At 69.8% G+C, this 13,569-nt stretch carries 14 protein-coding genes and 1 riboswitch; of the genes, 6 read left to right on the top strand and 8 right to left on the bottom strand.

The features are described from left to right. Positions 1 to 101 precede the first annotated feature (101 nt). Positions 102 to 296: a hypothetical protein gene (locus WA670_RS08470; RefSeq protein WP_134667001.1), complete on the top strand. Its 195-nt coding sequence runs from the start codon at positions 102 to 104 to the stop codon at positions 294 to 296. 526 nt (positions 297 to 822) lie between these two features. On the opposite strand, the gene WA670_RS08465 is transcribed toward WA670_RS08470, so the two are convergent. After that, positions 823 to 1,125, bottom strand: a complete 303-nt coding sequence (locus WA670_RS08465; protein WP_043828161.1) for a YciI family protein — start codon at positions 1,123 to 1,125, stop codon at positions 823 to 825. Positions 1,126 to 1,302: 177 nt separating this feature from the next. Here WA670_RS08465 and trpS point away from each other — a divergent pair, with 177 nt between their 5' ends. After that, a complete protein-coding gene (gene trpS, locus WA670_RS08460) occupies positions 1,303 to 2,268 on the top strand; it encodes a tryptophan--tRNA ligase (RefSeq protein ID WP_037816636.1) in 966 nt (321 codons plus the stop codon). A 21-nt stretch (positions 2,269 to 2,289) separates the two neighbouring features. Here trpS and WA670_RS08455 read toward each other — a convergent pair whose 3' ends face one another. Genes WA670_RS08455 through WA670_RS08445 form a run of 3 tightly spaced genes read right to left on the bottom strand, consistent with a single transcriptional unit; the run spans position 2,290 to position 4,747 of the window. Next, the gene (locus WA670_RS08455; RefSeq protein ID WP_037816638.1) at positions 2,290 to 2,691 is read right to left on the bottom strand and encodes a (deoxy)nucleoside triphosphate pyrophosphohydrolase; all 402 of its coding nucleotides are present in this window, start codon (positions 2,689 to 2,691) and stop codon (positions 2,290 to 2,292) included. A gap of 23 nt (positions 2,692 to 2,714) precedes the next feature. Next, positions 2,715 to 4,040, bottom strand: coding sequence for a sensor histidine kinase (locus tag WA670_RS08450; RefSeq protein WP_275292810.1), 1,326 nt, complete (start codon positions 4,038 to 4,040; stop codon positions 2,715 to 2,717). Further along, positions 4,037 to 4,747, bottom strand: a complete 711-nt coding sequence (locus tag WA670_RS08445; protein ID WP_037816645.1) for a response regulator transcription factor — start codon at positions 4,745 to 4,747, stop codon at positions 4,037 to 4,039. Before WA670_RS08445 ends, WA670_RS08450 begins: the two co-directional genes overlap by 4 nt. Positions 4,748 to 4,892: 145 nt before the next feature. Between WA670_RS08445 and WA670_RS08440 the strand changes: the two genes are divergently transcribed. Genes WA670_RS08440 through WA670_RS08430 form a run of 3 tightly spaced genes read left to right on the top strand, consistent with a single transcriptional unit; the run spans position 4,893 to position 7,857 of the window. Further along, positions 4,893 to 5,981 carry a LolA family protein gene (locus WA670_RS08440; RefSeq protein ID WP_336157320.1) on the top strand — a complete coding sequence of 363 codons (1,089 nt, stop codon included), beginning with the start codon at positions 4,893 to 4,895 and terminating at the stop codon, positions 5,979 to 5,981. Then, positions 5,978 to 6,982 (top strand): ABC transporter ATP-binding protein, encoded by a 1,005-nt coding sequence (locus WA670_RS08435; RefSeq protein ID WP_336157319.1) that lies wholly within the window; start codon positions 5,978 to 5,980, stop codon positions 6,980 to 6,982. Before WA670_RS08440 ends, WA670_RS08435 begins: the two co-directional genes overlap by 4 nt. Next, complete coding sequence (locus WA670_RS08430) at positions 6,979 to 7,857, top strand: ABC transporter permease (protein ID WP_037816649.1); 879 nt, start codon at positions 6,979 to 6,981, stop codon at positions 7,855 to 7,857. Before WA670_RS08435 ends, WA670_RS08430 begins: the two co-directional genes overlap by 4 nt. Positions 7,858 to 7,866: 9 nt before the next feature. Here the strand turns inward: WA670_RS08430 and WA670_RS08425 are convergent, their stop codons facing one another. Genes WA670_RS08425 through WA670_RS08415 form a run of 3 tightly spaced genes read right to left on the bottom strand, consistent with a single transcriptional unit; the run spans position 7,867 to position 11,554 of the window. Then, complete coding sequence (locus WA670_RS08425) at positions 7,867 to 8,874, bottom strand: ABC transporter ATP-binding protein (RefSeq protein WP_037816650.1); 1,008 nt, start codon at positions 8,872 to 8,874, stop codon at positions 7,867 to 7,869. Further along, positions 8,874 to 10,511 (bottom strand): ABC transporter permease, encoded by a 1,638-nt coding sequence (locus WA670_RS08420; RefSeq protein WP_336157317.1) that lies wholly within the window; start codon positions 10,509 to 10,511, stop codon positions 8,874 to 8,876. Before WA670_RS08420 ends, WA670_RS08425 begins: the two co-directional genes overlap by 1 nt. Continuing rightward, the gene (locus WA670_RS08415; RefSeq protein WP_078870612.1) at positions 10,487 to 11,554 is read right to left on the bottom strand and encodes a thiamine ABC transporter substrate-binding protein; all 1,068 of its coding nucleotides are present in this window, start codon (positions 11,552 to 11,554) and stop codon (positions 10,487 to 10,489) included. Before WA670_RS08415 ends, WA670_RS08420 begins: the two co-directional genes overlap by 25 nt. Positions 11,555 to 11,585: 31 nt before the next feature. Next, positions 11,586 to 11,697, bottom strand: a riboswitch (TPP riboswitch). A gap of 24 nt (positions 11,698 to 11,721) precedes the next feature. Here WA670_RS08415 and WA670_RS08410 point away from each other — a divergent pair. Continuing rightward, positions 11,722 to 12,012, top strand: a complete 291-nt coding sequence (locus tag WA670_RS08410; RefSeq protein WP_037816653.1) for a 4a-hydroxytetrahydrobiopterin dehydratase — start codon at positions 11,722 to 11,724, stop codon at positions 12,010 to 12,012. Between the two features lie 542 nt (positions 12,013 to 12,554). Here the strand turns inward: WA670_RS08410 and WA670_RS08405 are convergent. Then, positions 12,555 to 13,541 carry a DJ-1/PfpI family protein gene (locus WA670_RS08405; RefSeq protein WP_200864196.1) on the bottom strand — a complete coding sequence of 329 codons (987 nt, stop codon included), beginning with the start codon at positions 13,539 to 13,541 and terminating at the stop codon, positions 12,555 to 12,557. Between the last annotated feature and the right edge of the window lie 28 nt (positions 13,542 to 13,569).

Genomic DNA, 13,569 nt, shown 5'->3' with positions numbered 1-13,569 from the left:
TCGCTGACCGGCTTTGGCCACACGCGGACTTCAACCAGGATACCTGTTGGGTTGGTGTGAGGAGCGCCACGCCCTATGATCGGTTAGGCTCACCTAACCTTGTGGGTGTTCTTGACGGCCGGTTTGAGGAGTGCGCGGTGGGGAAAAAGGGCGCGGACGATCCTCGGGCTGTGGTGCGGAAGTTGATGAAGGCCGGGAAGGTCAAGAAGAAGTGCTGCCGGTCTAAGGATCGGTGTAAGAAGTGTCCGGTTTTGGCGTTGAAGAAGGCTAAGAAGCAGGTGGCTAAGGCTGCTTGATCGCCGTTGGTCTTCGGCTCGTCGCCTGGCGGCGACATTGCTCTTGGGTAGTGCGGTGGGGCACCCCGAAGCTTGATTGTGCTGACGGTCTGGGGTGGCTTGTCAAGGCGGGAAAGATGCCTTGACAAGCCACCCCAGACCGCAGGAGAGCTTCGTATCGGGGTGCGGGGGTGGTGTGGGTGCACCGATCGTTGGGTGCACCGGCGGCGGTTTCTCGCGGTGCGGGGCTTGCGCCCCAATGTGGCGTTGGGTGCATCTGACGCACCCAATGTGGCGTTCGGTGCATCTGACGCACCCAATGCCGCATTGGGCGCATCCCGAGCAGGCAGCGGACGGGCGCGGGGTCGGCGAGCGGGTCGTGAGGGGAACCCTCACGGAATCAGATTCCCTCAGGGCGACCCTCACGTACGCCAAAAGCCGTGAAGGGCTCCTTCAGGGAATCTAAGTCCCTCAAGGAGCCCCTCACGGACCAGCCGCGGGGCGCGACGGGAATTAGCGGCTGTGAGGGTGGCCCTCACGGAATTCGCTAGTTCTTGTCCAAGAGTTCGTTCACCAGGTTCAGTTCGGGGGCCGTCCTGGTGGGCTGGAAGTGGATGATTTCGTAGGTGGCCAGCTGGCCGATCGCGAAGGGGTCGGTGGCCAGGATCGCGTCCAGCTGTGCGCGTTCCATGGGGCGGGTGATCAGCACGCCGCCGGTGCGGGGGCGTTGGCCTCCGGAGGCCAGGAAGTGGCCGTCTTCGTACTGCTTCGTGAGCCACTCGTTGTGCGCTGGCAGGGCGCGGTCGATTTCCTCTAGCGGAACGATGTACGTGAGCACGACGACGAACATGGTTCGAACCGTAGTCCGGTGCTAGGCTCGTCGCATGCGTTTCCAGAGCACTCAGTGGTGGCCGCCCGTTGGCGGCCCTGAAGCTCTGCGCTGAAAAACCAGCGAAGGCCGCCCCGGTGGGCGGCTTTTTTTGTGCCTGCTCCCGGGGGCGAACATCCAAGGGAGAGGGAAAATCCAATGGTCCAGTTGTCCGGCATCACTCCGTCCGGTCACGTTCAGCTCGGCAACCACCTCGGCGCGTTGCGGCGGTGGGCTGCGGAAGGCGGGCCGGACGATCTGTATTTCGTGTCTGACCTGCATGCGATGACTACCGCGCACAATCCGGCGAAGTTGCGGTCGTTGGCGACGGAGCAGCTTGCCGTGCTGGTGGCTGCGGGAATCGCGCCGGAGCGGGTGTTCGTGCAGTCCGATCTTGCCCGGGAGCTCGGGGCGCTGACGTGGGTGCTGGAGTGCACTTGCTCGTACGGCGAGGCGGCGCGGATGATCCAGTTCAAGGAGAAATCCAAGGGGCAGGCCGGAGTGCGGCTCAGTTTGCTGACTTATCCGGTGCTGATGGCGGCCGACATCCTGTTGCAGGGGGCGGATGAAGTGCCGGTCGGCGAGGATCAGCGGCAGCATGTCGAGTTGGCTCGCACGCTTGCCCGGCGGTTCAACTCCACCTACGGCGAGGTGTTCGTCATTCCGGAGGCGACGTTGCCGCCTGCCGGGGCTCGGGTGAAGGACCTCGCTGAGCCGACGCGGAAGATGTCGAAGTCCGCGCAGGATTCCGCCGGGGTGGTGTTCGTGCTGGACGAGCCGGATCAGGTGCGGCGCAAGATTCGCAAGGCGCGCACCGACGGTGATTCGGTGCCGGTTTACGACCCGGAGAATCGGCCGGGGATCTCGAACCTGCTCGAGATCCTGGCTGCGTGCGGGGGCGGTGATCCGGCCGAGCTAGCCGAGAAGTATCCGTCGTACGGCGTGCTCAAGGACGCTGTCGCGGACGCGGTGATCGAGGAATTGCGTCCGGTGCGGGAGGGCACGCGCGCGTTGCTGGACGACGTCGCCGAGCTGGAGCGGGTGCGCAAGGCGGGGGCGGAGCGGGCGATCGATCGCAGTTCGCACCGGGTGTCGGCGGCGCTGCGGATGGTCGGGGCTGCTTGAAGGGCCTCGTGAGTGCTGGTTCTACTGAGAGCCAGCACTCACGAGAGCGCTCAGCGCGGGCAGCAGGTCCCGGTCCGCGGGGAGCCAGTCCAGTTCGTTCAGTTCGTCGTGTCCGACCCAGCGCAGTGCGGTGTGTTCGACCGCGCGCGGCTCGTCGCCAGGGGACAGCAGCGCGGCGGAGTACACGCGCAGCACTTTTCCGCCTGGCAGCGGGATTTCCGGGCCGACCCGGTCGCCGACGGTGACCACCACGTCCAGTTCCTCGTGGCATTCCCTGGCCAGCGCGAAGGCCTCGGTCTCGCCCTCCTCGACGCGTCCGCCCGGCAGTTCCCACTGGCCTGCGTGATGCGGCGGCCAAGCCCGTTGCTGGGCAAGAAGCTTGCCGTCGCGCACCAGTGCCGCCCCGACGATGACCGCGTCCATGCGCTCAGTCTCCCCCACCGGATTCACCGGTCCGCGCCCGCCCGCCAGGTGACCTCGAACCGCGCGCCGCCGTCCGGCGATTCGCCGACCCGTACGTTGCCGCCGCGGCGGCGCACGGTTTCGGCGACCATCGCCAGGCCCAAGCCGGTTCCGCCGGACGAACGCGCCCGGTCGTCCGACACCCGGTAGAACCGGTCGAACACCTTGCTCCGGTGCTCGGGCGCGATGCCGGGACCGTCGTCGTCCACCACGACCCGCACCTTCGAGCGCGAGGCCAGCACGGACACCACGATCTGCCCGGACGCGTACCGGCAGGCGTTGCGCAACAGGTTGTCCAGCACCAGCTCGACCTCCTGGTGCGCCGCCGACGCCCAGGCCTGCGCCACCGCGCTGCTCACCCGCGTGTCCGGTGCCCCGGACGGCAACCGGCGCACCGCCGCGCGGACCTCGGACACCACCTCGACCGGTTCTGCGGGCGGCACCTCGCCAGCGTCGGAACGAGCCAGTGCGAGCAGGCCGTCGAGCAGGCCGGACAGCCGTTCCGACTCCTCGAGGATGTCCGAGAGCGTCTCCTGCGACAGTTCCGGATCAGGATTCGTCACCGCCACCTCGGCCTGCACCCGGATCGACGCGACCGGTGACCGCAGCTCGTGCGCCGCGTCGCCGGTGAACCGGCGCAGCCGCTGGCTGACCTCCTCCTGGCGTTCGAGCAGCGCGTTGAATTCCTCGGCCAGCGCGCGCATTTCGTCGTGCGACGTCGGCAGCGGCAGCCGCGAACCCGGCGGCAGCGCGCGCACCAGACCGCGCATCCGCGCCACCGGCCGCAGCGCGAGCCGCACGACCAGCCAGGTCGCCAGTGCTGCCACCAGCGCACCGACCAGCGCGACCACGACCAGCCACAGCCCGCCGTAATGCACCGCGGCGGCGAACCCGACCAGCCCGGCCCCGGCGACGACGAGCCGCTGGCTGCCGTTCGGCGCGCTGACCACCTGGCCGCGCCAACGCGATCCGTCCGACTGCACCGGCAACCCCGCCTTGAGCTGCGAGACCTCCTGGCCGGTCAGCTTCGGCCGCGCCTGGCCGTCCACCGGATTCCCGGCGATGTCCAGCACCCGCACCGTCACCGGGTCCGCCGCGGCGAGCGGCGTCCCGGCGGAAACCGCGCCGGTCGCCGGGACGAGCGCGGCCGACAGCTCCTCGTCGACCGAATCCGTGAGCAGCGGGTCGAGCTTGTTCGCCGCCAGCGCGGCGAGGCCCAGCAGGCAGCCGAGGGTGATCGCCGCGGCCAGCACGGTGATCCGGACCTGCAGCGACCGGCGGCCCCACCACGACGACGGCGAGCCGGTCACCTGACCTCGTCAAGCTGGTCGTCGGAGGCGAGATAGCCGTGCCCGCGCACCGTCCGCAGGATCGAACCCGCGCCGACCGCGTCGAGCTTGCGCCGCACGTAACCGACATACACCTCAACGAGATTCCGCGTGACGGCCTGCTCCTCGCCCCACACCGCGCGCAGCAGCTCGTCCTTCGTCACGACCGTCCCCGCGCGTCCGACGAGCACCTCCAGCAAGCCGAATTCGCGCGGGCTCAACGGCACGTCCTGCCCGTTCCAGTGCACCTGCCGCAGCGCCCGGTCGACCTCCAGCGCACCGAGTTTCAGCGCGCCGCGCGACGCGTCCGGCCCGGCACGACGCAGCACCGCCCGCACCTGCGCGACCAGCACGACGAACGAGAACGGCTTCACGAGGTAACCGTCCGCGCCGAGGTCGAGGCCGTCGGCCTGGTCGATCTCGCCGTCTTTCGCGGACACGAGCAGCACCGGCGTGGTCACGTTCTCCGCGCGCAGCCGTTCCAGCACGCGGTAGCCGGACAAGCCGGGCAGCATGATGTCCAGCAGCACGACGTCGAACGAACCGGTGCGCGCGAGCTGCAGCCCGGTCGGTCCGTCCGCGGCGGTGACCACGTCCATGTCCTCCGCGCGCAAGCCGCGCTGCAGCGCCTTGCGCACACCAGGTTCGTCGTCGACCACCAGCACCCGAGGTTTCACGATCCTCATCATGGCCGGTTTGTGCAGTTGACGCGCGTACTCTCAGTGCCATCTCAGCTGAACGGGCCGAACATTCAGGGGTATCTCAGCCTCGGCAGTGGAACGTCTGCACCGGGAGCCGGGCCCGCCAAAGCCCGGGAACACAGGGAGAGACGAGATGGATCCGAAGAAGAAGGCCATCACCGCGGCCGTCGTCGGCACCGCGCTCGGCGTGGGCGGACTGGTCGTGGTGGCGATGCCTGCCTCGGCGGGGGACGCGCCGAAGCTGCCTCAGGTCAGCGCGGAGGAACTGGTCCAGTCAGTGGTCGCCGCGAAGCCCGTGCCGTTCGACGGCACGGTGACGGTGAGCAACGACCTCGGCCTGCCGAAAATGGCGACCGGCGCGGTCCCGGGGGCGAGCGCGCTCGGCATCGACTCGGCGCAGGTGTTCAGCGACGGCGCGGGCAAGACGAAGGTGTCGCTGACCAAGGGGCAGACGCAGGAGACGATCGTCCACAACGGCAACACCGTGTGGGACTACGACTCCAAGACCAACAGCGCGACCAAGACCACCATCCCGGCGGACGTCGCGACCAAGCACCAGCCGGTCGAGGGCCAGTCCCCCGACCCGGCCACCGCGGCCAAGCAGCTGCTGGCCAAGGTGCGCGAGAGCAGCAATGTCGCGGTCGACGGCACGGCCACGGTCGCCGACCGGCCGGCGTACGAGCTGGTCCTCACGCCGAAGCCGACCGAACGCACGCTGCTGCGCGAGATCCGCGTCGCGGTCGACTCGCAGACCCGGATGCCGCTGCGGCTTTCGGTGCTGAGCAACGGAACCACCGCCCCGGCGCTGGAGCTGGCGTTCAGCAAGATCGAGTTCGCCGGCCAGTCGGCCGACCTGTTCGCCTTCACCCCGCCCAAGGGCGCGAAGGTGACCGAGAAGCAGGCCAAGATCGACGAGCGCGACAAGGCGCTGGCGAACGAGGCCAAGCAGGACACCAAGCTCGTCGGCGACGGCTGGGACACCGTCGTCACCGGCAAGGTGCCCGCGGACCTGATGCAGGCGAAGCAGCAGGCGCAGGGCCAGGAAAAGGGCCCTGACGTGCAGAAGATGCTGAGCCGGTTCGCCAAGCGGGTCAACGGCCCGTGGGGCAGCGGCTACCTCTTCACCACGAAGGTGGGCGGCGCGGTCCTGACCGACGACGGCCGGTTCGCCGCCGGCGCGGTCCCGGAGCAGGTCCTCTACGAAGCGCTGGGCGCCAAGTGACCAGCACCGCGGTCGAAACCGGGGCGGGCGTCTCCGAGGAGGCGCCCGCCCCGGCGATCCCGCTGGCCGCGCGCACCCGAGGGGTGCGCAAGGTCTACCGCGGCACAGTCGCGGTGGACCACGTGGACCTGGACGTTCCCGAGGGCGCCGTGCTCGGCATGCTGGGGCCCAACGGTTCGGGCAAGACGACCACGATCCGGATGCTGCTCGGGCTCGTCCGCCCGACCGCGGGCGAGGTCGAACTGCTCGGCCGGAAGATGCCGGAGGAATCCGCGCACGCGCTGCCGGACGTCGGCGCGCTGGTCGAGGGGCCGGGCTTCCACCCGTTCCTGTCCGGACGCGACAACCTGCTGCGGTTCGCCGCGGCCGAACCGCGGCTGGCGTCGTCCGCGATCCCCGGCGCGGTCGACGCCGCGCTGGACCGGGTCGGGCTCTCCGCCGCCGCGCGCCGCCGGTACAAGGGCTATTCGCTCGGCATGAAGCAGCGGCTCGGGTTGGCCAGCGCGCTGCTGGTGCCGCGCCGGATGGTCGTGCTCGACGAACCCACCAACGGGCTGGATCCGGCGGGTACCAGGGAGATCCGCCGTATCATCGCCGATCTGCACGCCGACGGCGTGACCGTGGTGGTGTCCTCGCATCTGCTGGCCGAGGTCGAAGCGACCTGCACGCACGTGGCGGTGCTGCAGTCCGGCACGGTGGTCGCGCAGGGCGAACTGTCGGATCTGCTGGAATCCGGGAACGCCGCGCTGCTGGTGCGCACCCCGGACGCCGAGCACGCGGTGGAAACGTTGCGGGAGAACCGGATCGGGGCCCGGCTGACCCCGGACGGCGTCCGCGTCGACCTCACCGCGACGGCCGCGCCGCGAGTGCTGCAGGTGCTCGTGCAAGCGGGGGTCGAGGTGCACGAGGCGACCCGGGCGCGGACCGGGCTGGAAGACCTGTTCGCGCGGCTGACCGAAGGGGAATCGGCGGCTGGCGACGAATCCGAGGGGGACGCATGACTACCGCTGCGGTCGCCGTTCCGGTGAGCCGGACCGGGCACGACACGGTGCCGTTGTTCCGGCTGTTCGCCGCGGAACTGCGCTGGATCTTCCGCAGGCCGCGCACGCTCGCCGTGCTGGGGCTGCTGGCGCTGGTGCCGATCGTGGTCGGGATCGGCCTCACGCTGGTCGGCGAGAGCTCCGGGAGCGACGCGCCGGACGACAGCGGCGGCGCGCTGCTGGCGTCCGCGGTGAACAACGCGTTCGTACTGCCGATCGCCGCGATGGTCCTGACGCTCACCCTGCTGCTGCCGCTCGCCTCCGCGATGGCCGGTGCGGACGCGATCGCCGGCGAGGCCGCGCACGGCACGCTGCGCGGCTGGCTCATCGCGCCGGTGAGCCGGGGACGGCTGCTGGCGGTCAAGGCGTTCGGCGTGGCGACGGTGTCCGTGGTCGCGGTGCTCTCGATGTGCGTGACCGGTGTGGTCACCGGGTTGATCATCAACGGCACGGATTCGCTGTTCACGCTGTCGGGCACGACGCTGTCGCTCGGCGAGGCGCTGCTGCGGATCCTGCTCGTCGGCGGCTGGATCGTGCTGCAGCTGTGGGCGGTCGGCGCGGTCGCGCTGGCGGTGTCGAGCTGGACCGAGCACCCGATGCTCGTGGTCGCCTCGGTGCTGGCCATGAACATCGTCTTCACCATCCTCGGCTTCCTCAGCTCGTTGAAGTGGCTGCACCCGTTCCTGCTCACCAAGGACTGGACGATCGCCCCGGCGGCAGTGCTCCAGGATCCGATGATGCTGACGACGTTCGGCGAGGGCGCGGTCCGCGCGGCCTGCTACATCGTGGTCGGCCTGTCGCTGGCCTACGGACGCCTCGTCACCCGAGACGGCTGACCTGGGGGTTCAGCCCACCACGGCGATCCCGTCCGGATCCGGTTCGAGCCGGACGGGATCGCCCGCCCGGAAGTCCGCCCCGGCCGGCGCGATCGCGTCCACAGTGGACTCTCCGCACCGGACGACCAGCCGCAGATGCTCGCGTCGGTGCACCGCGGCGGTCACTTCGCCGGGAACCCCTTCGGCGGACACTTTCAAGCCGTGCGGGCGCAGTCCGAGCCTCACCGGACCGTCGTCCACTCCGGAGAGTTCGACGGAGCCCAGTTCGGTCCGCACCACGCCGTCAGCCGCTTCGCCGTCCAGAAACGTCGTGACGCCGAGGAAGCGCGCCACGTCGTCGTCCACCGGCTTGTTCCACACCGACCGGACCGCGCCCTCCTGCCGGATTTCCCCGGCATCGAGCACCGCCACACGATCGGCGAGCGTGAACGCTTCCTCCTGATCGTGCGTCACCAGCAGCGCGGTGATTTTGCTGCGCCGCAACAGATCCGCCAGGTCGATCGCCAGCTGCTCGCGGAGTCCGGCGTCCAATCCGGACAGTGGCTCGTCCAGCAGCAGCAAGCGCGGTTCCGGCGCGAGCGCACGAGCCAACGCGACCCGCTGCGCCTGCCCGCCGGACAACTCGGTCACCCGTCGCCGTTCGTAACCTTCCAGACCGACGAGCTTGAGCAGTTCCTCGACGCGTGCCGCGTGCCGTTCACGGGGCACGCCGTGCATCCGCAGGCCGAACGCGATGTTCGCGGCGACGTCGCGGTGCGGAAACAGCTGTCCGTCCTGGAACACCAGGCCGAATTCGCGCTTGTGCACCGGCACAGCAGCGAGATCAGTGCCGTCCCACGAAACCGAACCGGACGACACCGGCTCCAACCCGGTGATCGCGCGCAGCAGCGTCGACTTGCCCGAACCGGACGGTCCGAGCAACGCGAGCACCTCGCCGTCGGCGATGTCCAGCTTCGCGTCGCGGACCGCGGCGAACGATCCATAGTGGACAGTCAGATCCCGTACCGTTAACGCCATCAGAACTCCCCGACTGTGCTGCGGCCGCGGACCGAGCCGAACCGGTCGATCAACGCCACCGCCACCACAGTCACCACCATGAGCAGGGCGCACGAGGCGTACGCCATCTGGTTGTTCAGCTCCCCCGGCCTGCTGATCAGCGTCGCGACGGCCACCGGCAGCGTCGGCGCGTCCGGCCGGGCGAGGAAGCTGGTCGCGCCGAACTCGCCGAGCGCGACGACGTACCCGAAGCCCGCCGCGGCCACCACCGACCGCGCGACCAGCGGAAAGTCGATCTCCCGCCACACCCGCGCCGGACTCGCACCGAGCGTCGCAGCGGCCTGGCGCAGCCGGACGTCGACCGCGCGCAGCACCGGCAGGATCATCCGCACCACCAGCGGCATGATCACCAGGGCTTGCGCGAACGGCACGAGCAGCGGCGACGTACGCAGGTCGCCGGGCAGCGCGTCGAGCGTCACGAGGTAGCCGAAGCCGACGGTCACCGCGGACACGCCCAACGGGAGCATCAACGCGACGTCCATGGTCTCGCCCATCCCGCGCGCGAGCCCGCCGGGCGAACGCCGAAGCGCCACCAGCACGACGCTGGCGACCAGTCCGACGGCCATCGCCAACAGCGTCGCGTCCGTGGCCGCGGCGAGCGAATTCTGCGCCGCGATCCAGCCGGACACCTGCAATGCGTCGTTCTGCCCGACGGTGTTCAGCGCCCGGTATCCGGCGAGGCTCCATCCGTCCGAGCCGGACACTGACTCGACGAGCAGCGAGACGATCGGCGTCAGCAGCAGCCCGAGCACCACGACCGCGGCACCGACCGTCCACCACTCCCCGCCGCGCGGCCGACGTGCGGTGACCTGCGCGGACCGCAGCTTCACCGCGTTCTCCCGCTTGCGGCGCGCCATCGCCCCGAGCACCAGCGCGGCGACCACGGCGGCGAACTGGATCAGCGACAACGCGGCCGCGCCGGAGAGGTCGAGCAGGTCGACCGTCCGGAGATAGATCTCGGTCTCGAGCGTCCGGTAGCTCCCGCCGCCGAGGATCAGCACCACGCCGAAACTGGTGGCGCAGAACAGAAACACCACTGCGGCGGCGGACGCGACGGCCGGGCCGAGCGCCGGCAGCGTCACCGACCGGAATGCCCGCCACGGCGAAGCTCCAAGCGCCCGCGCGGCTTCGGTCGCTCGCGGATCGAGGTGCGCCCACAGCCCGGCGACCGTCCGCGCGACGACGGCGACGTTGAAGAAGGCGTTGGCCAGCACGAGCGGCAGCACGCCGCCGTCCGGCCAGATCGCCCGGAAAGCCAAGCCGACGACGACCGTCGGCAGCACGAACGGGACCAGCACGATCGTGCGCGCGAGCCCGACCCCGGGCAGCCGCACCCGCGCCAGGAGGTACGCCACCGGCAGCCCGGCGAGCACCGCGACCACGGTCGACGCGGCCGCGCTGGCCAGCGTGAACCCGGCGAGCCGCCACGTCTGCGGGTCGCCGAGCACGGTGTCGACGCCGCCCGCGGAAAACCCCCGGCCGACGATCGCCACGACCGGCCAGGCGAAGAACACCACCAGGAACGCGACCGGCAGCAGACCGAGCAGCGTGAGCCCGACAGTGCGCGCGGGGATCACGCGCCCATGAGCGAGCGCCATTCCCCGATCCACTTCTCCCGGCCAGCCTGCACCTTGTCCGCGGGCATCGTGGCCGGCGCCTGCGGCAGCGGAGCCGCGGTGGCCCAGCCCGCCGGCAGTTCGACGCCCTGGCGCGCCGGGTAGACGTACATGTTCGCCGCGACCGTCGTCTGGAACTGCTGCGACAAGAGGAAGTCGACGACCTTCTGCGCCTGCGGGATCTGCTTGCCGTTGGTGAGCACGCCCGCGTACTCGACCTGGCGGAAGCACGTGTCGAGCAGCGCCTTGGTGCGCGGCTTGCCGTCCTCGCCGAGCTCAGCGGCGGGCGAAGAGGCATAGGACACGACGATCGGCCGCGGGCCCTTGCCCGACGAGCCGGAGAAGTCCTTGGTGTAGGCCTCCTCCCAACCGCTGACGGTCTTGAGGCCGTTGTCCTTCAGCTTCTGCCAGTAGCCCTGCCAGCCGTTCTCGCCGTACTTCGCGACCGTGCCGAGCAGGAAGGCCAGCCCCGGCGACGCGGTGGCCGGGCTCTCCGCGACGGTCAGGTCCTTGTACTTGGGGTCGGCGAGGTCGTCGTAGCTCTTCGGCTCCGGGAGGCCCTTGCTCGCGAAGTAGGCCGGGTCGATGTTCACGCAGACGTCGCCGAGGTCGACCGCCGCCAGCCGGTGCTGCGGGTCGACGGAATAGCGCTGCGGGCCGCGGTCGGCCTCCGGGCTGGTGTAGGGCTGGAAGACGCCCTCGCTGAGCGCACGGGAGGCGAAGGTGTTGTCGACGCCGTACGCGACGTCGCCGATCGGGTTGCCCTTCGTGAGCACGAGCTTGTTGGTGAGCGCGCCGGCGTCGCCGGACTTGAGGATCTTGAGCTTGATCCCGGACTGGCGCTGGAAGGCGTCGAGCACGTCCTGCGGGGCGGCGAACGAATCGTGCGTGACCAGCGTGACGGTCGGCGTCTGCTGGTCCTGGCTCGCGGACGACCCGCCCGAGTCGCCGCTGGACAGCGAGCAGGCGCTGGCGAGCATCGAGACCCCGGCGAGGCCTGCCACCGTGCGGACGGTCCGCGACATCATTCTTCCCCTCCTGCACTGCGCCGGATGAGGGAGAGCGATACGGCCTCCCTACGCCGGCATGATCCGGATCCAGGTGCGAACGGTCGCGGGTTGACGGCCCGCCTCTCAGCCCGGCGTACCGGACTCCCGTGGCAATGCCGCAGCGTAGCCGACACCATGGAGTGATGACGCAGCTATTGAACGACTCAGCGGTGGAAGAGGCCCTCGGCACCGTCCCGGAGTGGCAACGCGAGGACGCCGTCATCGTGCGGACGGTCGAACTCCCGTCCTTCCCGGCGGCGATCGAGGTGGTGGACCGGGTGGCCGAACTCGCCGAGGAAGCCGACCACCATCCGGACATCGACATCCGCTGGCGCACCCTGACCTTCCGCCTCAGCACTCACTACCTCGGCGGCCTGACCGAACGCGATTTCGCGCTGGCCCGCCAGATCGACGAGGTACTGGCGGCCCGCTGACCAGGTGTGATGTCGGCAACCCTGGCAACATGAACGGCCCCTTCGCGCGTCTTCCGAACAGACGCGACGGAAGGAGGCCTCATGGTCCAGGCACTCGTAGTGGGAATGGGTTCGTTCGGCCTGATGGTGGCCGCCGCGGGAGGCGTGCTGTGGCACACCGCGCGCAACCGACGTGACCTTGATCACAAGCGGTAACAGTGAGCTAGATCAAGGCGCTATCCCAGCGGAATCATCGGCACTCGCCCCGCTAGGACTCGCCATGAACAGCACATCCGCCCAGCTCACCGCCGCACAGCGCACGTGGGTCGCGGTGTTCTCGACCGCTGTCGTCCTCCTGTCGATGGTGGTGCTCGGCCTGCTCGGCTGAGCCCCGGCCGGTTCACGGCAGCGGGAACATCCGGATGAACCAGAACCTGGCGATTCCGATGAGCCTGAGCACGACCTAAGCGCCCCAGACGGCGTAGAGAACGATCCGCACCGGGGCATCTTTGCCGGGTGACCGGGGCGAGTAGGACGTTTCGCCGAAATTGCCCCGGCGCGGGTCAGGCGGTCGAGACGATCCGGAAGCGCTCCCGGTACTCGCTGGGCGTCGTGTTCAGCGTCCGCCGGAAAGACCGGTTCAAGGTCGACACCGTGCCGAACCCGCACGTCCCGGCGATCCGCGACAACGTCTCGTCGGTCGTCTCCAGGCGATGCCGCGCGGCCTCGACCCTGGCGTGCTCGACGTAGGCGGCAGGGGTCATCCCCAGCTCCGCCTTGAACACGCGCGTGATCTGGCGGTCCGTCACATGCGCGTGCGCGGCGAGGTCGGACACGGTCAGCGGATCCGCGAGGTGGGCCGCGATGTACTGCCGCAGCTCGTCGACCCGCCGGGTCGCGGACGCGGGCTCCAGCGACACGCTGAACTGGCTCTGCCCGCCGGGCCGGCGCAGGAACATCACCAGCTGACGAGCCACCCGCGAGGCTGATTCCGGCCCGAAATCGTCGGCTACCAGCGCCAGCGCGAGATCGAGGCAGGCGCTCAGCCCGGCGCCCGTCCACACGGACCCGTCGCGGATGAAGATCGGGTCCGCGTCGACCGTCACCTCGGGATGCTCCGCGGCCAGCTGCCGGGCCGTCGACCAGTGCGTAGTGGCGCGTTTGCCGTCGAGCAGCCCCGCCGCCGCCAGGATGTGCGCGCCGACGCAGACGGACGCCACCCGGCGTGTCCGCCCAGCCATTCTGCGCACCTGCTCGACCACGGCCGGGTCGCATTGAGCGACGACCTCGCCTTTGCCGCCCGTCGTCACGGCACCGGGCACGATCAACGTGTCGATCGCCTTTCTCCCCAGCTCAGCGAACGTCACGTCGGGCAAGACGCGCACTCCCGCCGAGGTGGTCACCGGGTCCAGCGTCTCGGCGGCGAGCACCACCTCGTAGCCCGTCGGACGGTCCATTTCCCGCTGCAGCAAGGAAAACACCTCAGCGGGACCGGTCACGTCGAGCAGGTCGATCCGGTCGAACAGAACGACGACCACCAGTCTCTTCATTCGCGCCCCTGTGTCGGTTTCTGCGCTT

Origin of the sequence: Amycolatopsis sp. VC5-11 (assembly GCF_037034185.1) — a bacterium.
In the GTDB taxonomy this organism is placed as follows: Bacteria; Actinomycetota; Actinomycetes; order Mycobacteriales; family Pseudonocardiaceae; genus Amycolatopsis; species Amycolatopsis nivea.
This window is presented reverse-complemented; position numbering and strand designations above follow the sequence as displayed.